Source organism: Desulfallas sp. Bu1-1, assembly GCF_015594625.1.
Taxonomy (GTDB): domain Bacteria; phylum Bacillota; class Desulfotomaculia; order Desulfotomaculales; family Desulfallaceae; genus JADNRQ01.
The window spans coordinates 286635-313424 of record NZ_JADNRQ010000001.1 but is presented as its reverse complement, the minus strand read 5'-3'; the positions used below and the strand labels follow the sequence as shown (position 1 = coordinate 313424).

The window sequence follows — 26790 nt, the reverse complement described above, 5'->3', positions numbered from 1 at the left end:
GAATACCTTAGTTTAGCTTTTCCCGGTTACACTATCATATTCCGGCCGGTTGGGGGGCGTCACAGTTCGTTTCTCCTGCCAAATACCCGCCCATTTCAGCCAATATATTCTTGGTTTTTGTAATAATTCCTCCCTGTCTATCGAAAAAAGCATTAGCATGAGATGTTGTTTCCGTACTTCCCGGGTAATATTCCGGAAGGCGCCGGTAATTAAAAAAGCATCCTTAACCACCACAAAGTCTCCGGGGAAGATTATCCCGGCGGAGTTTTGCAGTTCGACAGGATGCTTTTTTAACATGGCGCCTACAGCTAAGCCAGCCCCTTTTTGGCCTGCTCCCGCAGGTACGCCGTGATGAATTCGTCTATTTCGCCGTCCATGACGGCCTCCACGTTGCCCACTTCCACCCCGGTGCGGTGGTCCTTCACCAGGGAATAGGGGTGGAACACGTAGGAGCGAATCTGGCTGCCCCAGGCGATTTCCTGGTGCTCACCGCGCATTTCCGCCAGCTCGGCCTCCCTTTTCTGCATCTCCAGGTCGATCAACTTCGCTTTGAGCAGTTTCATGGCGGTATTGCGGTTGGAAATCTGGGAGCGCTCGTTCTGGCACTGCACCACGATGCCGGTGGGCAGGTGGGTGATGCGCACCGCCGAATCGGTCTTGTTTACGTGCTGTCCCCCGGCGCCGCCCGACCGGTAGGTGTCAATTTTTAAGTCCTCCGGGTTTATTTCGACATCGATGTCGTCCTGCACCTCGGGCAGCACGTCCACCGAAGCGAAGGAGGTATGCCTGCGGCCCGCGGCGTCAAAGGGGGAAATGCGCACCAGCCGGTGCACCCCTTTTTCGGATTTCAGGTAGCCGTACGCGTTCCTGCCCGCCACGCCGAAGGTGACACTTTTCACCCCCGCCTCGTCGCCGGGCAGCAAATCCATGATGTTCACCTTGAACCGCCGGTTTTCCGCCCAGCGGGTGTACATCCGGAGCAGCATTTCCACCCAGTCCTGGGCTTCGGTGCCGCCGGCCCCGGCGTGCAAGGAAACAATGGCGTTGTTGCTGTCGTAGGGGCCGCTGAGCATTACCTGCAGTTCCATATCTGCAACCCGCTTGCGCAAACCGGCCAGGGCCGACCTGGCCTCCCCGGCCAGCGATTCGTCATCCTCCTCTTCACCCAGGTCGATTAGCACCTCCAGGTCCTCCAGCGCCCCGGAAAGCTCGCCGAAGGCGGCGATGCGCTCCCTGAGCCCGGTCAGGGCCTGCGTCACTTCCTGGGCCCGGGAAGGGTCGTCCCAGAATCCCGGGCGGGCCATCTCCTGTTCCAGCTCGGCTATTTTTTGCTCCTTGCCGGCAACGTCAAAGAGAAACCCTCAAATCTTCGATTTTCTTCACCAGGGGCTCAAGTTCCCTGCGCAGCTCAATGAACAAACTCTCTCTCCTCCTTTTATTTATGAATACTTTAAATCATGACATTATGCATGTTCCGAGTGATAATTAATTTATCAGAATATATAGTTATTACAGTTAGGAAGGGCCTGACCCCCTTCTATTTGCCGCAGCATTTTTTGTATTTTTTACCGCTGCCGCAGGGGCAGGGGTCGTTGCGGCCCACTTTGTTCTCCCGGCGCACGGGCCGCTGCGGTCCTTCCTCCCGGTACTTGTTTTCCACGGTCTGTCGCTCCCGGGGTGCCTGAACCACGTTGACCCGGAACACGTAGCGCACCACGTCATCCTGGATGGCATCCACCATGTTCTGGAACATCTGGTAGCTCTCGAACTTGTACTCGATCAGCGGGTCCTTCTGGCCATAGGCTCTCAGGCCGATGCCCTCCCGGAGCTGGTCCATGGCGTCCAGGTGGTCCATCCACTTTTCGTCCACGATGCGCAGCAGCACCATCCGCTCCAGTTCACGCAGCAATCCGGCGCCCAGCTCGGCTTCCCGGGCCTCGTAAGCCGCCACTGATTTTTCCGCAAGGAACTCCTTTATCGCCTCGCGGCCCATGTCCTCCAGGTCCCCGGGCACCAGCCCGTGCCCCGGCAGGTAGAGCTGGTCGGCATAGGTCAACAGCCCCTCCAGGTCCCATTCCTCGGGGATGACGCCCTCGGGTGCGTAAATATCCACCGACCGGGCCACTACATCATTAATCATCTGCAGCACCACGTCCTTGAGGTTTTCCTCCAGGAGCACCTTCATCCGCTGCCCGTAAATAATCTCCCGCTGCTGGTTCATCACGTCGTCGTACTGCAGCACGTGCTTGCGGATGCTGAAGTTGCGGCTTTCCACCCGCTTCTGGGCGCTTTCCAGGGACCGGGTGATCAGGCTGTGCTCGATGGGCACATCCTCTTCCAATCCCAGTTTATCCATTATTCCGGCAATATTATCGGAGCCGAACAGCCGCATCAGGTCGTCTTCCAGGGAACTGAAAAACTGGCTGGAACCCGGATCCCCCTGGCGGCCGGCGCGACCCCGCAGCTGGTTGTCGATGCGGCGGCTCTCGTGCCGTTCAGTGCCGATGATATGCAGCCCGCCCAGTTCCACCACCTTGCGGTGTTCTTCCTCGCACTGCCGCCGGTATTTCTCCAGCGTCCGGCGGTACATCCCGGCGCAGGCGGGGTCGTCCGGGTCGTAATCGTCCCGCCCCCGCAGTTCGGCCTGGGCCAGGAATTCGGGGTTGCCGCCCAGCAGGATGTCCGTGCCGCGCCCCGCCATGTTGGTGGCAATGGTCACCGCGCCCAGCCGCCCGGCCTGGGCCACGATTTCAGCCTCCTTCTCGTGGTACTTGGCATTGAGCACCTGGTGGGGAATCCCCCGTTTGCGCAGCATCTCACTCAGGATCTCGGATTTTTCAATGGAGATGGTACCCACCAGTACCGGCTGGCCCGTGGCATGCCGCGCGGCAATCTCCTCCACCACCGCCCGGAACTTGGCCTGCTCGGTTTTGTACACCACATCGGGCAGGTCCTTGCGAATCATGGGCTTGTTGGTGGGGATCACCACCACGTCCAGGTTATAGATTTTACGGAATTCCTCCTCCTCGGTCTCGGCGGTGCCCGTCATCCCGGCCAGCTTTTTGAACATGCGGAAATAATTCTGGAACGTGATGGTGGCCAGGGTCTGGGATTCCCGCTCGATGCGCACGCCCTCCTTGGCCTCAATGGCCTGGTGCAGGCCGTCGCTGTAGCGGCGCCCGAACATCAGGCGGCCGGTGAACTCGTCGACGATGATCACCTGGCCGTCCTTGACCACGTAGTCGCGGTCCCGTTTCATCAGAGCGTGGGCCTTCAGGGCCTGGTTCAGGTGGTGGGTAAGCTCCATGTTTACATCATCAAACAGGTTCTGCACGCCCAGCATCTGCTCCACCCTGGCCACGCCCTCCTCGGTGAGCACCACGGTATGCGCTTTTTCATCAACAGTGTAGTCGGTATCCCGCTTCAATTTCGGCACCAGGCGGGCGAAAGTGTAATAATGATCGGTGGCCTTGTCGGCCTGGCCGGAGATGATCAGCGGCGTGCGGGCCTCATCGATGAGGATGCTGTCCACCTCGTCCACGATGGCGTAGTTCAACTCCCGCTGCACCAGCTGCTCGGGCCGCAGGGCCATGTTATCCCGCAAGTAGTCGAATCCGAACTCATTGTTGGTGCCGTAGGTAACATCGCAGCGATAAGCATGCTTGCGCTCGTTCCAATCCAGACCGTGCACGATCAGCCCCACGGACAGGCCCAGGAACTTATAGATACGGCCCATCCACTCGCTGTCCCGGCGGGCCAGGTAGTCGTTCACCGTCACCACGTGCACCCCGCGCCCCTCCAGCGCGTTCAGGTATACCGGCAGGGTGGCCACCAGGGTTTTCCCTTCACCGGTGCGCATTTCGGCTATCCGGCCCTGGTGCAGCACGATCCCGCCCATGAGCTGCACGTCGAAATGGCGCATGCCCAGCACCCGCTTCGACGTCTCCCGCACCACCGCAAATGCCTCGGGCAGAATATCGTCCAGCGTGGCGCCCCGCTCCAGCCGGCCCTTGAACTCCGGGGTTTTGGCCTGCAGTTCGGCGTCGGAAAGGGCGCTGATCTCCGGCTCCAGCGCGTTGACCCGGTCCACGATTTTTTGCAACCGCTTGATTTCTTTGGAATTATCATCTAACCAGTTGCGTATAAATTTTAGCATGGAATAATCACCTTTCTCCAAAAAAGCGCCGCCTTGAATCAGTTCCCTTTACGCGCGCTTTTTATACTTCATCCCTCGAAGCAAAATAAAAGCAAGGAACCATAGCGGTTCCCTTATGCTTTCGCCCATATCATTACTATTCTAACACTTTGATCATTACCCTGCAACTGTTCACTGGAGAGGTTGGAGGCGCGCCTGCAAGGCGGGCCGGCTTGTTACCCCGAAGCAAAGGGGGCAGGCCGCTTTTTTAAAGTCACCTGTCCCCTTTCAATCACCGGCTGTCTAAAACTCCGGCTCAATCAGCCCGTAATTGCCGTCCTTACGCTTGTAAACAACATTGACCTGCTCGGTCTCGGCGTTGGAAAACACGAAAAAGTTGTGGCCCAGCAGGTTCATCTGCAGCACCGCCTCTTCCACCGGCATGGGCTTGATGGCGAACCGCTTGGTCTTCACCACGGTCGGGCCTTCTTCTTCACCGCCGGGGAGCGGGACCCCGGCGGCCGCCTTTTGTTCACCGGCCCCGCGGCGGCGGGCCAGCTTACCCTTGTACTTTTCTATTTGTTTCTCCAGTTTATCCACCACAAGATCAATGGAAGCATACATGTCACCGGTGGCTTCCTCGCCGCGCAGGATCATCCCGTTAAACGGAACGGTTACCTCCACCTTGTGCGAGTCGCCTTCCACCACCAGAATAACGGTAGCTTCGTCAACATCATCCAGGAACTTCGTTAATTTACCCACCCGTTTTTCCACGTATTCTTTTAAAGCGCTTGTTACATCAACATTTCTGCCCCTTACCAGAACCTTCATACTCCCAACTCCTTTCGAGCGAGTAGTCATTATATTATTCCCTAAAATCGAGATAAATCCTTCCATTTTGCGCAATTTTACACATAAAAATTAAAAAACCCCGGCATATGCCGGGGTACCGGTTTGCTACAGCTTCACTACGTTGGCAGCCTGTGGACCACGGGCACCTTCAACTATATCGAATTCCACTTCCTGGCCCTCCATCAGGGTTTTAAAACCATCTTCCTGGATGGCGGAAAAGTGGACGAAAACGTCGCCTCCGTCCTCCCTTTCTATAAAACCGTAGCCTTTCTCCTTGCTAAACCACTTGACCTTACCTAACACTAAAACATTCCTCCTAAAGAATAATCCCGTGGTCTTGGCGACTCACGTGGAGTAATCTTATCACATCGCCCGGAACCTGTCAAGAGTTGGCACACCGGCGTTATACGGCTTCAGGTACCGCAATGCACCCCGTGCTCCAACCCGGAAACATTTTTTTTACCACCCCAATCGCCGTGTCGAAAATCCCCCTGTTGAACATTGTTTTCAACCCCAAAAGCTGTGGATAATGTGGATAAGTCTGTTAATAACCCGTGTTTTCAGGGGTTGAAGTTGTGAATAGTTTAAAATAAAAGTTGATCGTTGTCGGAATAATCGAACGGATGCCGTTTCATTTGTCAATTTTCCCCGTATCTACGCGTCCCGGCAAAGGTCAGGACCAAAATTTGCCTTGCGCCGGCCTGTCGCAATATCTGGGAAATAATGGAAGCAGTCGTACCGGTGGTAAAAACGTCGTCAACAACAGTAATTACTTTTCCTTCCACCGGCCTCGCGTCGGCAACAACAAAGGAACCGGATAAATTATGCAATCTTTCCCGCCCGGGCAGTTCCGCCTGGGGCGGCGTTTCCCTGATCTTGACGACCGCGCGTTCCAGTACCGGCACCCCAAGCAACCCCTCCAGTTCCCGGGCCAAAAGCAGGGCCTGGTTGAACCCTCGCTGCCGCTCACGGCGGTGAAACAGGGGGACGGGCACCAGCGCCTGAGTACGGGCGAAAGCACGCTCGCGCCCGGCCGCTTCAGCCATTAAAGCGCCCAGCGGCCGGGCCAGGGTTTTTATGCCGCGATACTTGAAACGGTGCACCGCATCCCGCAGCGGCCCCTCGTACGGCCCCACCGACCGGGCCAGGTCGAAAGGGCGAGTTCCGCCGCGGCAATAAAAACAGTAGTTGTTGGTCTTTCTCCCCGGGGGATCGCCGGGTTTACCGAAACTACCGCAAACCGGGCAAATGGTCTCTCCGGCATAGCCCTCCAACAGGCGCTCGCAGGCAGGGCATACCGAGGCGTCCGGGCTACCACCCCCGCACAGGGGACATGCGCGGCGGGGCGGGTAAATCAATTCCAGGACGGCCTCAACCAGGTTTTTCCACATTTCAACCACCACGCGGGCTTCAATTTTGCTTGGTTTCTCTTGAAAACTATCATTTCGGATATGCGCTTAAGTTGCTTTAAGAAAACCACTTCAAGTAGCGGCATTAACCGGGTCGGTGGCATGGCCCGGCATCTCATTTGATATTTTTAGACGGCCGAGGTTGGACATGTTCAATTAGGGTGTCACATTTGCATTCAAGCCCGGCCGCGGGAAAAGGCGATGCTGCGGTCCCGGCCGGATTCCTTGGCCCGGTAAAGAGCATTGTCGGCGGCATTAATCAACCCGGCCAGGTCGGAGGCGTGCGCAGGGTAAGTCGCCACTCCCACGCTGATGCGCACCTGGATACGCGTGCCCTCCACCTCAAACAGATTTTCCCGTACGGCCTTCCGCAGCCTTTCCGCCACGAGCATTGCCTCGGCAGGACCCGTTTGGGGCATCAACAGGGCAAACTCCTCGCCGCCGTAGCGGGTCGCCAGGTCACAGGCGCGCTTTTCGGACCGGATCACCCCGGCCACCCCGGACAGCACCATATCCCCGGCCAGGTGCCCGTACCGGTCGTTGATCTGCTTGAAATGGTCAATGTCCAGCATCACCAGAGAAAGATTGTCACCACAGCGGCGGGCCCGCTCCAGCTCCCCGAGGGCCCGGTGATAAAAATACCGGTAGTTATACAGCCCGGTGAGGCCGTCGGTGATCGACGCAACCTTCAGCTTGCGGTAAAGCTGCGCGTTGGCTATGGCCACCGCGGTTTGCCCGGCGATAATGGTGACCAGTCGCAGGTGCTTTTCCTCAAAAAAGCCGGCCCGCTTGTCCCCCAGCACAAGAAGCCCCACCGCCTCGGTCTCCGCCAAGAGCGGAACGACCAGCATGGAACGGTGGACCTGGGTCAACCCCAGGTCGCCGGCTGTGCGCACATCCGACCTGGTATCGTCTACCAGCTGGGGCTCGCCGTTTTCCAGCGCCAATCCCAGAAAACCTTCCCCCCGCTGAATCGCCGAGCCTTTAATCAGCCGGGCGTGCGGGCCGTAAGCCGCCCCCACCAGGTAGCACTTGTTTTCCTCCGACCACAGGTAAATGACACCGGTATGGAAATTAATCACCCGTCTGGTTTCCTTCAACACCAGGTCCATGATTTCCTCCAGTTGCAGGCTGCCTCCCAGCCGCCTGGCCACCTCGTATAGCACCCGGAGTTCCCGGTTGGCCAGTTCCAGGTGCACGTAAAAGCGCAGCACAAACTGCACCGCCAGGACGGGGAGAAACAGCAACACCGTACCGTAAACGCCGGTTTTGGAGTAAAGCATGCCCATGAGCAGCCCAATGGGTGCGGCCAGCAAGTAAGTCAGGCCGTCCCAGCGCAGCGCGTCCAGCCAGTGAAACAGCGGGTAGCCCCGCCGCACCGGCAATGTATATAAATATACCATCAGCTGGTTGAGACCGAAATAAGCCAGCATGAATACCGCCAGGGGCGGGACGTTGGACCAGTTCAGTGCCCTGCCGGCGTCGCCGCCGGCCAGCGCGTAAAGAAAATTGGCAACCAGCACCACCAGAACATACTGAAAGGCGTTAAACAGCGTGGTGCGCAGGGGGTTGCCCCGGTTGGCCACGCCCTGGGCAAAGGCCGTGGCCAGGCAGTTGACCCAAACCGTGGCCACCGGACCGAAAATAAGGTATGTAGCCAGGATGACGGCAAACCCCCCGGACAATTGACCCTGGGGAAAAACTACAGCCAGCCATTCCGCCAGCACGGCAAGGGCCGCCATAACCAGTAGTTCCCGGCCCCGGTCCAGATCCAGGTGGGGAAAAGTATAAACCAATAGCCATAAGCCCAGCCCGATTACCATCCAGGTATATAAAATATGCGGCAGCCTTCTTACCCTGTACAAACACCCTTCACCTCAAAATATTACAATTCGACAAAATAAAGGATTAACCTCCGTTTCGGAAAGAAAAATGCACCGTATCGAACAAATTAATTCTTAACAGCTTCTTGCCGGAAACATGGCACAAATCCAGGCAATGGACAGGTACCGGCAACCCGCTTGTTTCAATGGATCCCCCCGGTGAAGGCCCGCACTTTGCAAAACAGGCGGCCCGGCAGCAATCCGGGGTCTCCATGAAGATGTTCAGGGATGATGTCCTGGGACAAACCGGGCCCAGGTCTTCCAGCCGGCAAAAGCCCAGGTTGAAGCGAAATGCGAGCCGTTCCAGGATCAGGGAAGTTTCGTCGGACGACCCGCCGTCCACCAGTACCGTTTGCATAGCCGGGTACCGGTTAAGGCCGGCAACCAGACGTCGCACCAAACCTTCAGCGTAATCCGCCCGGTCCCGCACCAATACCGCCAGCCGCTGCAGGCGCTCAACGCCCGGGGTGCGGCTACCGGCTGCCCCCGGCCCGAAACCCGGTCCGGCCCACACCCCGGCTCCGGCGCCAGGCCCGCCTGCCGTTCTCCCGGCCGGCTTGCGCATCGCCAAATACAGGCGTAATACCCGGGACAACACCAGGGCCAGCCACCCCAGGAAAAACACCGACAGCGCGTATACAGCAACCAATCTACCACACCCCCCATCAGCCTTTAACCTACAATATGCAAAAACCCCCCCGTATGTTCGGGGGGGGATGCGACGCAAAAAAACTATTGCTTAACACGGACAAGACCATCGACGAAATTGCCTACTCGGCAGGCTACAACAATAACAGTTACTTTACCGCAGTGTTCAAGAAATTTGAAAAACGGACACCTTCGGAATTCCGGGTGCAGGAAAGGGGTTAAGTTTTAATACCACTTTCATCTCCACCCGGAGGAACGCCGGGCGAAACGATAACGGCGGTACTGTTACTTCATATAAGGTTCAATGCACTCCTGTTCCAGGCGAACTCCATTTTGCAGCATATATGCCAGCACCGGGTGAAAAACGCGGTAACCGGGGTCCGCCAGCAGCTTGCGCAATTTTTTGGCGTACCGGTCGTTGAAAGGCAGGCAAAATGCCCTGTATTTTTCCAGGGTATTTACGTCCATGAATACCGGGCGCAAATCCGCCAGGCAGTTATCCCGCAGGTGCACGAAAATATCAAACCCGCCATAATCTATGTCGCCCCAGTGATAAAACGGCTTGCTTATTCCGGTTGTATCCAGGTGTTCCCTGATTTTTCGCAGGAAGTTGCGGCGCAGCGAGTTATGGTAGCCTCCCAGGTAGACGGCCAGAAAATTGCCCCGGTTGGTCTTGATAAAACTGTAAAACGCAGCCAGGTTTTCGATGGTAATGATATAGTCGGCGGTTACTGCGGCAACCCGCATCCTCCCGGCCAATTCCGTGGAGATACCCAGATCGGGGTAAAAATCCGCGACGTCGATCAACTTTCCATTTACAATAAATTGCAGACCGCCGCTGATAAATATATGGCCGGGGTTATCCACGATACCCAGTTCGGCCAGTACCGCGCCGGTCTCCACCGTACCGCAACCGCCGGTTTCGCGAAACTGCGGGTGAAAATCCGCCGCCACCCGGGCCACCGCGCCCGCCACCGCGTCGAAAGCCTTGGTGGATCCCAGTACCCGCTGGCTGAACACGCGCCTGGGGGTTTCCTCCCCCAAAAGCCCCGCTTCCTTTACGGCTTTGAACAGCGCCGCGGCCCGGTCGGGATCATTAATATCCAGGTAACGGGCCACGCTTTCCCCGCTTTCCACCCGGTCAGCCACGTAGTGCAAGAAATCCCTCACCCAGGGAGCCGCTCCCCGGGCATACTGCCTGGCCAGCCCGGCCACCCGGTTCTCCTTGTCCTCCCTGGGGCGGCGGCCCAGAAAGTTGTATGCCTCCCGCAGGTGATCAAGATTAAGGGCAATTTTTTTAATCAGGTTCCCTTCTTCAAACCGTTCCCAGGCGATCTCCACCAGGCCCCGGTCCTCAAGGAACCGGGCCGCTTCATTGATATTTTCCTTGTGCCGCGCCGTGGAATCATCGAAATAGCGGGGCAGGTTGCGCCGGTTGAAATGCAGCCAGACACGCCGGTTGCTCCGCGTGGTTCCCTTGTACAGCACACTGTTTTCATACTTGTCCAGGAGCCTGTGCAGCAAAAAACCGGCTTCCTTCATGGCCTCACCTCTCACCTCCGGGACAATTCTCATACGTGGATTCACGTTGCGCTCCCCTTCGTGGTCAATCCCCAAAACTACGACTGGCCAAGCACCGCGGCTTGTTTAAACTGCCCGGCAGCCTCCAGTTTGAGCTGGTGATAATCCTCAATCCAGCTGTAATGGCCGTCCCGCAATACCAGCAGGGTGGTGGACACATGGGGCGCGATGTACTCGCACTTGTCGGTGGGCGCGGCGATGATGGCCTGCATCCCCAGTTCCCGGATAAACCGCAGGCTGTTTTCCACCCGGTCGCTGTCCATGCGATTAAAAGCCTCGTCGAACATCATCAACCTGATGCTGTCCCGGTTGGTCTTGGCCCGGTAAAGCTGCACGAAGGAGGCCACGATGGCCACGTAATACGGGGTCTGGGTCTCTCCGCCGGACTTCTCCCGGCAAACCTTGGAGAAGGTGGAAGTTTCGCCGTTGCTGTGGTAAATTTTAATGTCGTAATCCAGGAAAGTACGGTAATCCGTAAATTCGGCGATGCTTTCCGGCAGGTACTGGGGAGGCAGGTTGATAATCCGGTCAAACAACTCGTCCATGGCCTCCTTGTGCCTCTCCCGGAACATGGAATCAAACAGCGACCTGCCGCCCTCCACCATGTCGGTATCCATGATCATGTCGTGAAACTTGCGGTGCTGCTCGGAAGGCTTGACCAGAAAACGGTAGCTGTCGGTGCCAAAGGTGATGCCCTTCAAGGCGTCATTGAGAAAATTAAATTCGGTATGGGCATTTTCAATGTTCTCCCGCAGTTTAAAGATAAAATGTTCTTTAAACTCAATTTCAGCCTCTTTCTGAGCCTGGTTGATTTTTTCCTCGTATTCGGGCAATTCACTGCGGGTCAATTTGTCGTATTCCGCCCGGAATTCCTCGACGTCGTCAGCGTCCACCCTCCCGCCGAACTGGTAACGGTTGGCGTACCCGATCAATAGCTCGGCCAGTTCCTGCCGCTTATTATAAATCAAGGTGTCCAGGGACTTGCGGTTGTGCAGGAAATTGGCCGCAATCTCCCCGGGCGTTTTTTTGCGGCGTTCCCGCTCGTATCTTTTTGCTCCCACTTCGGCAACGCCGGGGTGGGCCTCACTAAACGACCTTAAATCTTCCTCCGCCTGATCCGCCGCCGTTTCCAGGGCGGCCCTGGCGCCGGTAATCCGTTCCAGATCACCTTCCAGGCGACCCCTGGCGCCCACCTTTTCTTCAATAAGTTTACCCGTCGCCTCGATTTCCAGCTTCAGCTGCTTCATTTTATTCTGGATTTCCGCAATGCCCGTGGTATCGATGGCAGACAGTTCTTGCTGTTTCTCCCGGAGCCTGGCGCGGGTTTCCTCCAGCCGGCGGAATACGCCCAGGCGTTCCCGGATGAAAATATATTTTTCATCCCGGCCCGCACACAGGGGTAGCAGCGCTTGCAACGACCCGGCCCGCCGTTCCAGCAGTTTTAACTCGGCCAGCACCTCCGCCAACCGGGCTTCCTTGCGGGCGATCTGCCGGGCGAAAGCCCGCTCGCCGATGAAGGGAGTCTCGTAAACATGGAAGTGGATCTGCCGCGCCGCGTTGTTCTGGTAGGTCATGCAGGTGGGAGTAATAGCCCGCCGGTGCAGCTTGAGCTCATGCTCATGCTCGCACTTCATCACGTTACCCATCAGCTGGCGCACGTAAGCCAAAGCGTACTTGTTTTCCGAGCGTACTTCCTCGGCCAGCGATCCCTTTTCCACCCGGTTGAGGAACTTCAACACCTTACCCGTATTCACCAGGCCTACCCCGGAAATGTTGTGCTTGCGCTTGTACCGCTCGTATACGCCCAGGGCGTAATCAAAGTGCTGGGGTTCCACGATCAGGTCGAAGCGCTGGGTGTTGAGCCACCCCTCCACCGCGTCCTGCCACTTCTCGTCGGGCACTTCCAGCAACTCACAGAGCACGGCGGGGATGACATTCTGCCCCCGCTTATGGAAACTCTGAGCGATCAGGTCCCGCAATTCGGTGACCCGGCGGTCATAAACAAACTTCTTGTTACGCAGGCTTTCCAGTTCCCGCAGCAGTTGCTGTTCCTCGTCCCGCAGCTGCCTGGTTTTGCCGTTGCACTCCCACAACTGCTCATTAACGCGGGCGGCAATGGCCGCCAGCAGCGCCTGTCCTTCGGCCAACCTGCGGGCGGTGGCTGCCACGGCGGCATCCCCGCCGGCGCCGGTAGCATCATCCGGACCTGCGCCGCCGGTCCCGTTTCCGGCATCCACACTTGCAATCACAGCCGCCCCCGCACCGGCCGCGGCAGTACCGGCACCAGTGGCGACACCCGCATCGACACCGGAACCCGCAGCCGCGCCCACCGGCACCCTGCCGCGGGCCACTTCTTCCAACAGCGCCGCCAGCGCTTCCAGGCGGTCCATTTCCCCGGCCCCCAGCAATTCCTCCCCGGCGCTGTCCCGCAGGTTGCGCAACGCCCGGGCCTCCGCGCCGGCGGTGGCGGCAACCCGGTTCCGCTCGGCCTGTATTTCCTGTAGCCTGTTCTTCAGGTCAATAATTTCCCGGTTCAAGCGATCCACCAGTTGGAAAGTCTTGTTGGCAGCCAGAGTATCCCGGTGATCTTCGTAATCCCGCTCCAGCTCGAGCATCCGCTGCCGCACCCGGATCAACTCGTCCTCCAGCCCGGCCAGTTCGTCCCGTTTGGCCCGTTCCTGCCGGGTATTTTCCTCCAGCTCGCCTGCCGCCCGGTCCCGGGTGCCGCGCCTGATCAGGTATTCCTGTACCAGCACCTTTTCCTTTTCCCGGGCGACCTCGGCGTGCTTGTCCAGGATCTTTTCCAGCGCCCCGATTTTTTCCCTCGTTTGGGCCGCCAGGTCGCTGTATTCCTTATAGCGAAGCAAGTTCTCCCGCATCACATCAATGTTGATGTGGCGTTCCTCCAGCACGTACGAGTAAACAAATTGCCTGATGTCGGTGATGGGCTTGAAGGATATGGCCTTGACAAACAGAGAAAAGAACCGCTCGTTCAGCGATCCCAGCTTGACCAGCAGGTCCTTGCGATAAAATTCCGCAGTGGCATAAACGGTGGCCCTCCTGCCCCGCAACGCCCCCTTCAATTCCTTGATGTTATAAGGGCGATTACCCGCCATGAACAGCGAATCCTCCAGGCGGCAGTCCTCAATCTTGAAATACTTGCTGTCCCAGGTGGCGTTATCGGCGTAGGAGTCTACCGCCACGCCCAGAATAAAGTATTTATTCTTGACGGTGTCGTAAAACTCCAGTGCCACGTAGGAAGTGATATCCCCGGAACGCAGGTACACCCGGCCGTCTTCGGAATCGTTGCCCGTCTTGCAGCGCAGGTAGCCTAAAAGGTTGCGCCTGGTTTCATCAAAGGCGGAAACGTTGAACTTGATCCTGCGCAAATCAGCCACCAGTACCAGCTGCAGGGCGTCCAGGATGGTGGACTTGCCGCTGCCGTTGTCGCCGGTGATCAGCGTGCTGCCGTTAATCTCAATGGTCTGGTTGACAAAGTAGTGCCAGTTGATCAACTTGATCCGGGTCAGTTCTTTCATCTACCCTCACCTTTCTTCAGCGGCGCGACTGCCTTGTGCCCGTATTTACTCATCCTCGCCATCATCCTCATCCTCACCCGGCGGCGCCGCGCCGTTCCCGGAATCCCGGTAGGTGTCCAGCTTATCGTGGATACTGCGGACATCCTCCACCCGGACGGCAAAAAGAATGGTGGGGAATATTTCCAGCCGGCATTCCGGGTCGGTGGCGTCGGCGTCCAGCGGGCGCAGAATGTTGAAGCGCTTCAGCAGGGCCACCGTTTCCCGCAGGCTCTTTTTATCAATGGGTCGTTTGCGAATCTGCAGGGCGGCGTATTTTTCCTGGATTTCCCGCACCCGCAGCATGATATTGTCGGCCAGGTTGATTTCCTTGCGCTTTTCCTCGTAACAAAGGCGGATGATCAGCAGGATGATGCTTTCCTCCAGTTTGAGCCGCAACCGGTTAAACGCAAACTCATTGATCACCTGGTACACGCCGTAAGACTTGTCCGCCACCAGAGTCCAGCCGGCCAGCGCCAGGTAATCCCGGAACAGCCCCTCGTTGCGCTCGATAAAATAATAATCCCGCCTGTCCTCCTCGTTTTTCCTGGTAATAAAGGTGACGGCCAAAAGCTTGTTGACGATCCGGGTAAATTCCTCCCGCTCCCTTTGGTGCCAGGTGTTGAAAGGTTGAAAATTGAAATCCATTCCACCAACCCGCCTTGAAAACAAAAATATTTTACTTCCGCCTGATCCGAATGTTTTTAAAACTGAACCCCTCTGCGGTGGTAATCCTTTGATTAAGTTTGAAATCCACCCGGTACTTGGCCAGGCGGGAAGGGGAGTAGGCAGCTATGTAAATCAGTTTGATGAAATCTTCCATGTCCCTGATGCCCAGTTCTTCCGCCGTGATGTCCGGCCTGCCGGCGAGCTTTTCCAGGACGTAATCGTTGATCTTCTCCCGCGTCATCCGGCGGGCCAGCATCTCCCTGTAGTGCTGGAGACGCCTGCTCTTTTGCTCCTCGCCCGGCCCCTCGGGCAGGCTCATCTCCTCCGGCCGGTGATTCTTGCTGTTCTCCCGCGCAGTATACAACGATCCGGCGTCCAGGTAACCCTGGGTAAAAATGCTGTACAGGGACTCGAGCGCCTCAGGCAGGGGATCGTCGGCCCGCAATTGTCCCCCGGTGCGCAGCCCGGCCAGGTGCTTTAAGATGTCCAGCAACTGGCCTTCGGTGTTTTTACTGCTGTTCAATATATACTTCAGCTGCAAAAAGGACGCGTTGGCGTACTGCGCGTTGCGCCGGTCGATCTCCTCCAGCAGGCTGTCCATGGTTACGTAGGATTGCCGGATGTAGTTCAACTTGCGGTACAACTCTTTTCTGGCCGCATCCCGGTCGGGGAAGCGCATACGCCTGACATCCAGGTCGGCGGCCCGGTTCACCCAGGCGGTATCGTTAAGCCATGTGTTAATCTTCTTGATGATGCGGGGACGATAGCGGGAAACATTGTCGGAGGTTTTTAGCCGGTGGTAGCTGTGGTCGATGATTTCCTTTTTATAATCCTGGAAATGCATGCGCAAAATTTCCCCGGGGTTTTTCTGGGACAGCACCCGTTCGATGTAGCGCTTGATGTTGTGGTTGAGGGACTTGAGGCCGTTGATCAGCTGTTCGGTCTGTTCGTACGCCTTTTCCAGGGCCAGGTTGCCCTGCCGGTCGGCCTCGGCGGAATACAGCAAGGTGTAGGTGGCGAAAACAAACCCCTGGTATTCGGTCTGCCGGTTCTGGCGGATCTTATCCAGCGTTTCCAGAATGCGGATGGCATAATCGTTCAAAGTGACGTATTGCTTATAGTCGCTGTAAGTTTCCACGGTGAGCCAGCCCGCGCTTTCCAGCTTGCGCAGCACGAAGGCCGCCCGGTCACGGGCACCGGTGGGGTTGTCCAGGGACTCCTCCCAAATTTCGTCATCCAGGGCGCGGCCGAAATAATCGTTTTCCTGTTTTTCTTCTATATAATCAACGATAATATCAACCAGCACTTCCCGCTCAATGCCGAAAGTGGTCAGAAGGTACTGCTCGTAAATTTTGAACAGGATGGCCGCGTAATCCTCCTTCAGGGGACTGGCCAGCACGCTGAACAGCTTGTCCGGAATAATATCAAACAACCGCACGGCTATTACTCCCCGTCTACTCCCAAATCACGAACATTATAACATGGATACAATCTGCAGAACAATAGTTCCAAATCGCATACCGGTATTGATTCTTTCATACCATTTATGTTGTCGCAGGTTTAACTTAGTTAAAAAATGCCGGGTCAACTGGTACCTGCGACACCCGGGGACGGTTCTCTGTTGTCGCATTAAATTCGCGTTTTCCCCGCTGGCACAGAATCAAAAGCTTTTAACACACCAGGCCACTTTTTCCAACAGCAACACTAACGCGTTCGGCCTGCCGGTTTCAGCGGGTCTTATCTTGTATTTCCAGAATGCGGATGACATAATTGTTCAAAATAACGAATTGCTTGTAATCGCTATAAATTTCCGCGGTGTGCCAACCAGCGCTTTCCAGCTTGCGCAACACAAAGGCCGCCCGGTCACGGGTACCGGTGGGTTGTCCAAAACTCGCATGCAACCTTCCAATTTACACAAAACCCTGCTTAAATTGAATCTTTTACAGGAGAAACTATTAAAAATATGCCGGGCATCCATCCACCCGGCATTTTTTAACGAAATGGTCATCGATAGAGATCAATTGAATTGCTTAAATATAAATTTTAATATATCCAAATAATGCAGTTATTACAATTACGACAGGCCTGACCCCTTAGGTAAATGCTTTTCTGAGGATGCCGGCCTTGTCGGTGCTCTCCCAGGGGAGGGCGATGTCCCGGCGGCCGAAGTGCCCGTAAACAGCGGTGTTTTTGTAGATCGGCCGGCGCAGGTCGAGGTCCCGGATGATGGCGGCGGGGCGCAGGTCAAACACTTCTTTGATCACTTTGACCAGTTTTTCTTCGTCCACCTTGCCGGTACCGAAGGTTTCAACCATAATCGATACGGGACGGGCCACCCCGATGGCATACGCCACCTGCACCTCGCACTTGTCCGCCAGCCCGGCGGCCACGATGTTCTTGGCCACGTAGCGCATGGCGTAACTGGCGGAACGGTCCACCTTGGTGGGATCCTTGCCGGAAAAGGCGCCGCCGCCGTGCCGCGCCATACCGCCGTATGTATCCACGATGATCTTGCGCCCCGTCAGCCCGGCGTCCCCCTGCGGCCCGCCCACCACGAACCGGCCGGTGGGGTTGATCAGGATCCGGGTGCCTGAATCTATCATTTCCCGGGGCAGCACCGGCTTGATCACCTTGTCCACGATTTCCTCCCGGATCACGTTCATCTCCACCCGGGGAGAATGCTGGGCGGAAACAATAATGGTGTCCAGGCGCACCGGCCGCCCGTCCTCGTACTCCACCGTCACCTGCACTTTGCCGTCGGGGCGCAGGTAGGGCAGTTCCCTGGTCTTGCGCACCATGGCCAGGCGCCTGGCCAGGCGATGAGCCAGCGATATGGGCATGGGCATGTATTCCGGTGTTTCGTTGGTGGCATACCCAAACATCATTCCCTGGTCGCCGGCGCCGATAGCCTCGATTTCAGGATCAGTTTCCTCCCCGGTTTTTGCCTCCAGTGCCTTGTCCACTCCCAGGGCGATGTCGGGGGACTGCTCATCAATGGAAGTAAGCACGGCGCAGGTATCGCAATCAAACCCGTACTTGGCCCGGGTATAGCCGATTTCCCGCACGGTTTCCCGGACCACCCGGGGGATGTCCACGTAGCACCTGGTGGTTATCTCGCCCCCCACCAGCACCAGGCCGGTGGTGACAAAGGTTTCACAGGCCACCCTGGCATTGGGATCCTGGCCGATGATTTCATCCAGTATGGCATCGGAAATCTGGTCGGCCACCTTGTCGGGGTGTCCCTCGGTTACCGATTCAGAAGTAAACAGGCGCTTTGCCAATTGACAGACCTCCCCTGCGGCTTAAAGCCACATTTATTTTGATATGGAAAGTATTCCAGGTCGATAAAAAAATCATGTTTATTCTAACAGGGTGTAGGAATTTCTGTCAACAAACAAGCAGTGTATGCCTACAGACAAAAATATTACCCCTGAGCACTTGATTCGGTGCTTAGCCCGTCATTGCCCCAAGTGTTACTTCAATCGACGGTGTTACGATTTCGGATCCACTTCCACCAGCACGGCATGAACCCCCACCAGCTTAATCTTTTCCCAGGGCACCACGGTATCGCCCCCCGCTCTGAGCAACCCGAACAGCCTGCGCGGTCCTTCCAGCACAATGGCCCGGATCTTCCCCTCAACCGGGTCGATGTGCACATCCTTTACCGGCCCCAGTTTAGAACCGTCTTTTACGTTAATAATGTCCTTCCGGGTAAGATCCGTTATTTTAAACACGGCGGACACCTCCCGGATTATACTATGAACGGAACGTGATAAATGCCACTGTTAAAAAAATGCGCCAATAGTCCTTGCCTGCTTGAACGCAAATTATTGCGTGCTTGTTTGCCCGCCTCCGTTTTTATATATTAAGTTATTTGAATAATACAGTTATTACAGTTGCGACAGGCCTGACCCCTGGATCCACCTGGATATTATCGCTGCCGCTTGAGCACGGGTAACCCTGCTCGCGGGAGCAAAGGCGCCATCCGGGTTGCCTTGCATCAGGCCTGACTTAACCGCCCCGGCCACGGCTTCCAGCGCCCAGGGAGAGATCGACGGGGCGTCGTTGAATCGCGAAAGCAATTCCCCCTTTTCCTCCTCCGCCAGGGTAATATCCGCTCCGGTTTTAGCCAACGCCCTGGCCATTATGGCAGCCACCTCCTGCCTGGTAATAGTGCGGCCCGGCTCGAACCTGCCGCTCCCGGTGCCGCTGACCAGCCCTTCTTTGTACGCCGCCTCCATCGCACTGCAGTACCAGGCGCCGGGGGCAACATCCTCAAATGTGGATTGGCCCGGTCGGTACTCCTCCAACCCCAGGGCGCGCAACAGCAGCGCGGCAAATTCGGCCCTGGTCACCTCCCGGTCGGGTTCAAAGGCGTTTGGAGCAACCCCTTTTGCTATACCCCTCGCGGTGATGAATAAAATATCCCTCCCGGCCCAGTGGCCCGTTATATCCTGAAAAGGATTTTTAAATTCCAACACCGCGTATTGGCTGAAGTGGTTCAAATTCACTTTGACATTACCATCTTCCAATGTGCCGCCCTCGCAAGTGTAAGAGCCGTTCTCATCGATCCGGTAAATAAACAGGCCCGTTACGTCTTCAACCATGCCGGGATCACCGGCCAGTACCAAAGTCATTTTTTTCCGCATCTCCCCTCCGGTTACCAATACGCCGGCGGCACCGCCCGCGGCAACAAGGCTACCCGAAAGGTTGCCGGTTATCTTTACTGGTTTAACGCTTACAGTAACGTCCCCACCAGGGCCAAAGGTGTTGGGTGGGATGACCAGATCGCACCACGGGGTATCCAGGGTTATCCCGGCATCCTTGTTCGCCAGGATTTTAAAAACGCCCGCCGGAAAGGTGATATTGACCGGTCTGTCAATCGTATTGATATCAACGACAATACCGCCAACCCCGGCGTCAACGTATTTTTGCACGATGCCGGCGGGAATCAGGGCGTCGGCGTAATCCCTGTAATAAGTAATTTTAAGATCGGATAAAGTGATCACGCCGGCGCTGAACTCCGGGTATGATAATCTTTCCCTGTTTTTATCCTTATTTTTACCATCGTCAGGCCCGGAAACGGTGGAAAAACTAAAGTGGTATGCGTCCGCGAGGGGATTGCCGGACAAATCCTCCACCGCCCCGGCGGGGATGTAAACCGCGCAGGTTACGTTGTAGTCCAGGTCACCCGGCGGGTCAAGAGTGAGCACGTTACCGGATAGTTCATACACATAATCAATAACCGTACCGGCGCAGGTTAGGCTAATCCCGGGAAAATAAGCTCCCCGGGTTATGTCCCGGTTAAAAAACACTTCTATGGCCTCGTCCAAAGGGACGCCAACAGCGCCGTCCGCCGGGTCGGTGCCCGTTACCGCCAGGGTTTCCGCGGGCAGGGTTGTTACAGTGATGGTGGGGCCATCGGAAGTCCAATTGCCCGCCGCGTCTCCCGCCTGTACGCAAAAGGTATAAGCGGTACCCGGTGTCAGGCCGGTTATGGCATAGGAATAAACGGAACCCGCAACCGTATCCAGGGGTTCCCCGTCCCGGTAAATACAGTAACCGGTAACTCCCGCGTTATCTACAGCCCCGTTCCAGACAAGGGTCAGGCCGGTTTGGCCTATGCTCGTTGCTGAAAGCGAACTGCCGGCCAGCCAAGTTGGAGACTCGGTGTCACTTTGCCTGCGGACCGTTACCGTGTAAACCTTTCGGGTAACCCCGTCCGGGGCGGTTACCACGATTTCAATCATGTTATCTCCCATGTTCAGGTTAACCGTAAAAGGAACCCCGCCGCCCAGGGCGCAGCCGTTTATCATCATGCCGGCATCGGCGTCCGCCGGTGTCGCGATAACCTCAATTACATCCACGCCGTAATCAACAACAGCCGTATATTCGGTAACCGACGCGTCAAACGCCGGAGCCAGCGTTCCGCTGCTCAAAGTCAACCCCGCCAGGCCGGCGTTGCAGGACTCAACCAGTGCTGTAATCACAAGCGCGTTGCTCGTCAGAGCTACCCCTTCCGACAATTCGTCGCCTGATACTGTTACGCTGAAATCCGCAACGTCTTCATCGAAATCAGTCCCATCAAAGGCCAGATTTAGCGTGCAATGGGTGGCATCAATATATGCAACGCTGCTGATTGTTGTCCCGGCGGGCGCGTTGTTCAAGGTAAAGTTTGCTTTGTCCAGGGCAGCATCCTTAAAGGTATCGCCCGTAAGGGCAACCACCAGGCTACAGCCATCCAGATTCGCCTCGTTCATCGATTGGCCGGGCGCGATGGAAACCGCTTTATATTTCATCACCGTCGCTTTGGTGCTGCTACCGTCCCTAAATGCCACGTACGGGATTTCATTATGCATAAATAAAGACGTATCATAAGCCCTAACACCTGAAAACCCGGGTTGTCCCACAGGCGCCCAGCTGTTCCCGTCGTACTTCATCACCGCAGCCCGTCCGCCCAGGTTATCATCACCATACGCTACATAAGGAATTCCGCTATATACATACAAGGATGGGTTGTAAACCAGGCCGTCCGAAAACCCCGCCTTTCCCACAGCTTTCCAGTCGCCGTCGACAAAACTCATTACCGTAGCTTTTCCGCCTTCTTGGTCATCCTTGTATGCCACATAGGGCGTTCCCCCGGATACATATAAAGACACATCACCTACCCGGCCCGCCGAGAAACCCGGGTTCCCCACGGGGACCCAGTTACTCCCGTCATGCTTCATCACCGTTGCCCGGCCGCCTTGGCTGCCGTCACTATAGGCCACATAAGGCGTCCCCTCGGATACATGTAAAGACGTGCCATATGCCGTGCCGGTTGAAAAACCGGCATTTCCCACGGGCTCCCAACCGGTACCGTTATACCTCATCACCGTCGCCCGGCCGCCCCGGCCACCGTCACCATAAGCCACGCAAGGCGTTCCGTCGTATACATACAAAGACACATCAGATGCCGCGCCGTCTGAAAAACACGCGTTTCCCACGCACTCCCAGACGAGGCCGTTATACTTCATCACCGTCACCCGGCCGCCTTGGCTGCCGTCACTATAGGCCACATAAGGAATTCCGCCGTATACATACAAAGAAACGTCAGCCGCCAGGTCACCTGAAAAGCCCGCAGTTCCCACGTAAACCCAGCCGCTCCCGTTATATCTCATTACCGATGCTCCGCCTTTCTCGTTGCCGTCACTATAGGCTACATAAGGTGTTCCCTCGTACACATACAGGGATATATCAGACGCCGAGCCGGGCGAAAAACCCTGTTTCCCCACCAACACCCAGTCGGCCGACGCCGTTCGCGGCCATAGTGCCATTGTGATTGTCGATATAATTATAAAGAGCATGCCAGTGACCAAGGATGATTTTTTTACAGTTATACCCAACACCATCACCCAATCGCGCTTTTTATTATAAGGCTTGAACTGTTTTTGTTAAATTCTACATATTTACGGATAATCCTCCAGTTTTAGCACTCAGTTTTAGCACTCAGTTTTAGCACTCATTTTTAGCACTCATTATTCCAAAAAAATGAAAGCACAGCTTGTAAGCCGAATTCATCTTATTACTAAAAATTATTTTCAAAAAATAAGCCCTTGGCATTAAGCCAAGGGACGTACATTATACGCATAATAATTTCCCATTTACCGGCCCCGGTTTAGAAGTCTTTCACGTTAATAATGTCCTTCCGGGTAAGACCCGTTATTTTAAACACGGCGGACACCTCCCGGATTATACTATGAACGGAATGTGATAAATGCCACTGTCAACAAATAAGCCAATAGTCCTTGCTTGCTGACCGCAAATTTTGCATGCCCGGTTGCCCGCCTTCATTTTTATATATTTTGTTATTTGAATAATACAGTTATTACAGTTACGACAGGCCTGACCCCTGAAGGATGCTGCGTCTTATTTCTTCGATTCGTTCCCTTTTTTCCGACTCCACGTAGATTCTAAACAACGGCTCGGTGCCGGAAGCCCGCACCAGCACCCACTCGCCGCTTTCCAGCACCAGCTTGACGCCGTCCAGAGTGATCCGCTCCCTTACCCTGGACCCGGCCAGTTCCTCCGGGTTGAACTCCCGCAACCTTTCCAGCACGTGCTGTTTTTGCGCCGGTGTGGTATGAACGTCCAGGCGCTCGCTGTACAATAAGCCGCCGTACTCCCGGGCCATTTCTTCCTCCAGCTGCGTGAGGCTCTTGTCGTGAATCGCCACCATTTCCGCCGCCAAAAGCCCGGCCAGGATACCGTCCTTTTCCGGGATATGCCCCTTGATGGACAGGCCCCCGCTCTCCTCCCCGCCAAGCACGCACCCCTTTTCCATTAAATTCTGCCCGATGTACTTGAATCCCACGGCGGTCTCATAAACCTCCTGGCCGTGCTTGCGGGCGATGCGGTCCAGCATGTGGGTGGTGGCCACGGTGCGGGTAACCGGCCCCACCATCCCTTTCACCGTGATCAGGTGGTGGTACAAAAGGGGCAAAAAGCGGTTGGGGGTGATAAAGACCCCGCCGGAATCAATAATGCCGAACCGGTCGGCGTCACCGTCCAGCGCCAGGCCCAGCCGGGCGCCCTCTTCCCTGATCCACCGGCAAACGCCTGCCAGCGACTCCCTGGTGGGCTCGGGGAGACTGCCGCCGAACAGCGGGTCACGGTGGCAACGGCATTCCTTGACCCTGTTCCCGGCCCGCTTGAGCATTACGTCCAGGTAACCGATGCCGCTGCCGTGCATGGCGTCCACCATCACCTGCAGGTTGGCCCTGCCGATGGCCTTCATGTCCACCAGCTGCTCAAGGTGTTCAAAATATTCGGGGCGGGGGTCGATCATGACGCGTTCCGCTACGCGGGGTTCCTCCGGGCGCGCGGCCATTGCCGGGGCTTCGTTGTTTTCAGGGGCGACGGCCAGTTCCGCGGCCTGTTCCTGGCCCGTCCCCCGCATCTGTCCGGTTCCCCTCTGCAGGCGCGCGATATTTTCCTCGATGGCCCCGGTGATGTGAGGCAATGCGGGGCCGGCGTAATCGGGGATGAATTTGAAACCGTTGTATTCGGGCGGGTTGTGACTGGCCGTCAGCATCACCGCGCCGGCCGCATCGTGCACCTTGACGGCAAACGCGGTAACCGGAGTGGGTAACGGGCCGCCGGTGAGGTAAACCTTGATGCCGTTCTGAATCATTACATCGGCCACGGTATCGGCAAACCGGTCCGATAGAAACCGGTTGTCGTAACCAACCACTATGCCCTTGTGTCCCATGCCCCGGTCGTTTATATAACCGGCCACCGCCTGGGATACAATGCGCACGTTTTCAAAGGTAAAGTCGTCGGCAATGATGCCCCGCCAACCGTCCGTGCCAAATTTAATTTTTCTCATCCTTTTAGCCCCCCCGGTAAAAGTTTTGTCCAAAAATACTTATCTTTCTTAGCCCGTAATTATACCAGAAAAATACATTTTTTGGCCATAGACCTGCATATAATGTACAAACTTTATTTTACCTGGGTCATGCCTGTTTATACATTTTTCACCAGCGAGAGGAGCGATAAGCGATGTGTAAAACGGCCCATTTTAAAATTTTCAAGATTGAGGATATCCGGCGGGAGGACATGTACCGGCAGTACCTTGCCGGGCTGGCCCAAAACAAAACAACCCCGGGGGCGAAGAAAGCCGCTTCACCCGCAGGTTATAGCGATTACAGGCGGGACAAACCGGATAAACCGGCTGATTTAATGCCTTAGTACAGGTAACTCTTTTTTGTTTATTCCCCGGCGGTTTGCCTGGCATAAACTTCATTGAACTGCAAAAACACCATAGCGCAGGTGATCCGGCGGATGTCTGGAGTGAGTGGAGCACCGGATGCTACAAGTTTCACCGGCCTCAAGAGTAAAATTGCGAAACGAACGGTAGAAACCGCCGGAGCGCCAGATACAAGTACCGGTTTTTGCGGCGAAATCAAACTACAGTTATTAATTTTGCGAACACCTTGCCGCGGCTTTTTTGGGTCACTTGCGATAGAACTTCACCGTTTCTTGCAGGCCTTCGGCCAGGCCCCTGGCGGCCCGCCAGTTCAACCCGGCGGCGGCCGCTTTTTCGTCCAGGTAACTGTGTTTGATGTCCCCGGGGCGGGGCGGGTGGTATTCCGGCGTGACATCGCTGCCCGTTATTTCCCGCAAAGTTTCAAACAACTCGTTTACCGAGGTGGGCATCCCGGTGCTGACGTTGTAAATACCGCCGCTGCCGCGCGTCAGGGCGGCCAGGTTGGCCTCCACCACGTCCCCCACGAAGATAAAGTCGCGAGTCTGTTTACCGTCACCGTAAATTTGGGGTCGCTCGCCACGCAGCAACCGGTCCGTGAATATGGCCACCACGCCGCCCTCGCCGGTGGCGTCCTGACGGGGGCCGTATACGTTGGCGTAGCGCAGCACGGTATAGTCAAGGCCGTAAAGCGCCCGGTAAACCGCCAGGTAATGTTCCACGGTGTGCTTGGATATGCCGTAGCCCGACAGCGGCTGCAGCGGGTGCTCCTCGTCCACGGGCAGGTAACGGGGATTGCCGTATACCGCCGCCGAGGAGGCGTAGATGATTTTTTTCACCCCGCAGGCGCGGCAGGCCTCCAGCAGGTTGATGGCGCCGGTAATATTCACGGCGGCGTCGGTCGCCGGGTCGTCAATGCTGGCCTGCACGTCGATCTGGGCGGCCTGGTGGATCACATAATCCGGCCTTTCCGCCCGCAAAGTGTCCCGCACAAAATTTTCGTCCCTGAGGTCGCCCTTATAAAAGTTCACCCGGGGGTCGATGTTTTCAAACCGCCCGGTGGACAGGTTGTCCAGCACGGCGGTGCGGGCGCCCCGGGCGACGAGCGCGTCAACAATATGGGAACCGATAAAGCCGGCTCCGCCGGTTACAAGAACTCTCATAAAACCTCCAATTTTTGGTCGCCGGTATCACCTATTACAGGCTTAAGTTGATGATCCGCGGGTATCGTTCATTTCTTCTACTCCTGCTGTAATTCAAAAGACTTGAGAAACAGGTTGCATCTTTCATAGAACTATGTGTATCTGCTAAACTGTATCTTTTTCCACCACGATTTCCTCAAGGTAACGCCTGAATTCTTCCGCCAGGTCGGGCCGGGCCAGGGCGAATTCCACCATGGCCTTGAGGTAGCCCAGCTTGTCGCCCACATCGTAACGCTTGCCCTCAAACACCAGGCCGTACATTTCCTTTTGCCCGGCCAGCACCTTCAAGGCGTCGGTGAGCTGGATCTCGCCGCCCGCGCCGGGACCCGTGCGGGCCAGAATCTCAAAGATCTCGGGTTCAATGATGTAACGCCCCATGATGGCCAGGCGGGAAGGGGCCTGTTCCGGGGCAGGTTTTTCCACCAGGCTGTGAATCCGGAAGATATTATCCTTGAACGGTGCGGCATCGATGATGCCGTACTTGCTCACATCCGCCAAAGGAACCTCCTGCACGCCGATAACGGAAGCCTGAACCTGTTCGTACAAATCCATCATCTGTTTCAGGCAGGGCACCTCGCCGCGCACAACGTCGTCGCCCAGCAGCACGGCAAAGGGCTCGTTGCCCACAAACCGGCGGGCGCAGTAAACGGCGTGTCCCAACCCGCGAGGCTCCTTTTGCCGGACATAATGGATGTCGGCCAGGCTTGATGTTTGCTTGACAATTTCCAATAAATCCTTTTTGCCTTTGCTGCGCAAATGATCTTCCAAAATGCGCGATTTGTCAAAGTGATCTTCGATGGCCTTTTTATCGCGACCCGTTATAATCAGTATGTCCTCTATGCCCGAATTTACCGCTTCCTCAATGATGTATTGAATGGTGGGCTTATCCACGATGGGGATCATCTCTTTGGGGAGCGCCTTGGTGGCGGGCAAAAACCGCACTCCCAACCCGGCCGCGGGGATAACCGCCTTTCTAATTTTCATCCGAATACCTCCCCCCGGTGATTAAGTTGATTTCGTTGCTATTAAATCAATTTTATGCACCAGTACCAAAATCTTCTTAATGTAGTATTCCAGCCCAAAACCAAAAA

21 protein-coding genes are annotated in these 26790 nt (G+C 56.1%); 2 read left to right on the top strand and 19 right to left on the bottom strand.

Going from position 1 to position 26790, the window contains the following annotated elements:
* Positions 1-12: 12 nt before the first annotated feature.
* From IT084_RS01405 to IT084_RS01370, 8 genes are all read right to left on the bottom strand, one after another.
* The gene (locus IT084_RS01405) at positions 13-297 is read right to left on the bottom strand and encodes a hypothetical protein (RefSeq protein ID WP_195710421.1); all 285 of its coding nucleotides are present in this window, start codon (positions 295-297) and stop codon (positions 13-15) included.
* A gap of 11 nt (positions 298-308) precedes the next feature.
* Positions 309-1419 (bottom strand): peptide chain release factor 2 gene (prfB, locus tag IT084_RS01400; protein WP_195710419.1). Its coding sequence is split into 2 segments (ribosomal slippage): positions 309-1349 and positions 1351-1419, totalling 1110 coding nucleotides; the frame shifts between segments, so codons are not numbered across the junction.
* A gap of 118 nt (positions 1420-1537) precedes the next feature.
* Positions 1538-4156, bottom strand: a complete 2619-nt coding sequence (secA, locus tag IT084_RS01395) for a preprotein translocase subunit SecA (RefSeq protein WP_195710417.1) — start codon at positions 4154-4156, stop codon at positions 1538-1540.
* Positions 4157-4438: 282 nt separating this feature from the next.
* Entirely contained in the window at positions 4439-4966 is a 528-nt protein-coding gene (gene hpf / locus IT084_RS01390) for a ribosome hibernation-promoting factor, HPF/YfiA family (RefSeq protein WP_195710415.1), read from the bottom strand.
* A 126-nt stretch (positions 4967-5092) separates the two neighbouring features.
* Positions 5093-5290: a cold shock domain-containing protein gene (locus IT084_RS01385; RefSeq protein WP_195710413.1), complete on the bottom strand. Its 198-nt coding sequence runs from the start codon at positions 5288-5290 to the stop codon at positions 5093-5095.
* 335 nt (positions 5291-5625) lie between these two features.
* Positions 5626-6378, bottom strand: a complete 753-nt coding sequence (locus tag IT084_RS01380; RefSeq protein ID WP_195710411.1) for a ComF family protein — start codon at positions 6376-6378, stop codon at positions 5626-5628.
* Positions 6379-6572: 194 nt separating this feature from the next.
* Positions 6573-8261, bottom strand: coding sequence for a diguanylate cyclase (locus tag IT084_RS01375; RefSeq protein WP_195710409.1), 1689 nt, complete (start codon positions 8259-8261; stop codon positions 6573-6575).
* 43 nt (positions 8262-8304) lie between these two features.
* Positions 8305-8928, bottom strand: coding sequence for a glycosyltransferase family A protein (locus IT084_RS01370; protein ID WP_195710407.1), 624 nt, complete (start codon positions 8926-8928; stop codon positions 8305-8307).
* A gap of 35 nt (positions 8929-8963) precedes the next feature.
* Between IT084_RS01370 and IT084_RS18950 the strand changes: the two genes are divergently transcribed.
* Positions 8964-9149 carry an AraC family transcriptional regulator gene (locus tag IT084_RS18950; RefSeq protein WP_195710405.1) on the top strand — a complete coding sequence of 62 codons (186 nt, stop codon included), beginning with the start codon at positions 8964-8966 and terminating at the stop codon, positions 9147-9149.
* Positions 9150-9212: 63 nt separating this feature from the next.
* Here IT084_RS18950 and IT084_RS18460 read toward each other — a convergent pair whose 3' ends face one another.
* The 9 genes from IT084_RS18460 to IT084_RS01320 form a co-directional block, all read right to left on the bottom strand.
* Entirely contained in the window at positions 9213-10514 is a 1302-nt protein-coding gene (locus IT084_RS18460; protein WP_195710403.1) for a Wadjet anti-phage system protein JetD domain-containing protein, read from the bottom strand.
* A gap of 32 nt (positions 10515-10546) precedes the next feature.
* Complete coding sequence (locus IT084_RS01355) at positions 10547-14047, bottom strand: ATP-binding protein (RefSeq protein ID WP_195710401.1); 3501 nt, start codon at positions 14045-14047, stop codon at positions 10547-10549.
* A 45-nt stretch (positions 14048-14092) separates the two neighbouring features.
* A complete protein-coding gene (locus IT084_RS01350) occupies positions 14093-14731 on the bottom strand; it encodes a DUF4194 domain-containing protein (RefSeq protein WP_195710399.1) in 639 nt (212 codons plus the stop codon).
* A gap of 31 nt (positions 14732-14762) precedes the next feature.
* The gene (locus IT084_RS01345) at positions 14763-16190 is read right to left on the bottom strand and encodes a Wadjet anti-phage system protein JetA family protein (RefSeq protein ID WP_195710397.1); all 1428 of its coding nucleotides are present in this window, start codon (positions 16188-16190) and stop codon (positions 14763-14765) included.
* A 289-nt stretch (positions 16191-16479) separates the two neighbouring features.
* Positions 16480-16653 carry a Wadjet anti-phage system protein JetA family protein gene (locus IT084_RS01340; protein WP_195710396.1) on the bottom strand — a complete coding sequence of 58 codons (174 nt, stop codon included), beginning with the start codon at positions 16651-16653 and terminating at the stop codon, positions 16480-16482.
* 192 nt (positions 16654-16845) lie between these two features.
* On the bottom strand, positions 16846-18033 hold the full coding sequence (metK, locus tag IT084_RS01335) for a methionine adenosyltransferase (protein WP_195710395.1): 1188 nt from the start codon (positions 18031-18033) through the stop codon (positions 16846-16848).
* A gap of 210 nt (positions 18034-18243) precedes the next feature.
* On the bottom strand, positions 18244-18486 hold the full coding sequence (locus IT084_RS01330; protein ID WP_195710394.1) for a YlmC/YmxH family sporulation protein: 243 nt from the start codon (positions 18484-18486) through the stop codon (positions 18244-18246).
* 156 nt (positions 18487-18642) lie between these two features.
* A complete protein-coding gene (locus IT084_RS01325; RefSeq protein WP_195710393.1) occupies positions 18643-22026 on the bottom strand; it encodes an S-layer homology domain-containing protein in 3384 nt (1127 codons plus the stop codon).
* A 599-nt stretch (positions 22027-22625) separates the two neighbouring features.
* Positions 22626-24119, bottom strand: coding sequence for a phosphoglucomutase/phosphomannomutase family protein (locus IT084_RS01320; protein ID WP_195710392.1), 1494 nt, complete (start codon positions 24117-24119; stop codon positions 22626-22628).
* Between the two features lie 173 nt (positions 24120-24292).
* Here IT084_RS01320 and IT084_RS01315 point away from each other — a divergent pair, with 173 nt between their 5' ends.
* Positions 24293-24481, top strand: coding sequence for a hypothetical protein (locus IT084_RS01315; RefSeq protein ID WP_195710391.1), 189 nt, complete (start codon positions 24293-24295; stop codon positions 24479-24481).
* Between the two features lie 264 nt (positions 24482-24745).
* Here IT084_RS01315 and IT084_RS01310 read toward each other — a convergent pair whose 3' ends face one another.
* Entirely contained in the window at positions 24746-25660 is a 915-nt protein-coding gene (locus IT084_RS01310; RefSeq protein WP_195710390.1) for an SDR family oxidoreductase, read from the bottom strand.
* A gap of 144 nt (positions 25661-25804) precedes the next feature.
* A complete protein-coding gene (gene galU, locus IT084_RS01305; RefSeq protein WP_195710388.1) occupies positions 25805-26683 on the bottom strand; it encodes a UTP--glucose-1-phosphate uridylyltransferase GalU in 879 nt (292 codons plus the stop codon).
* Between the last annotated feature and the right edge of the window lie 107 nt (positions 26684-26790).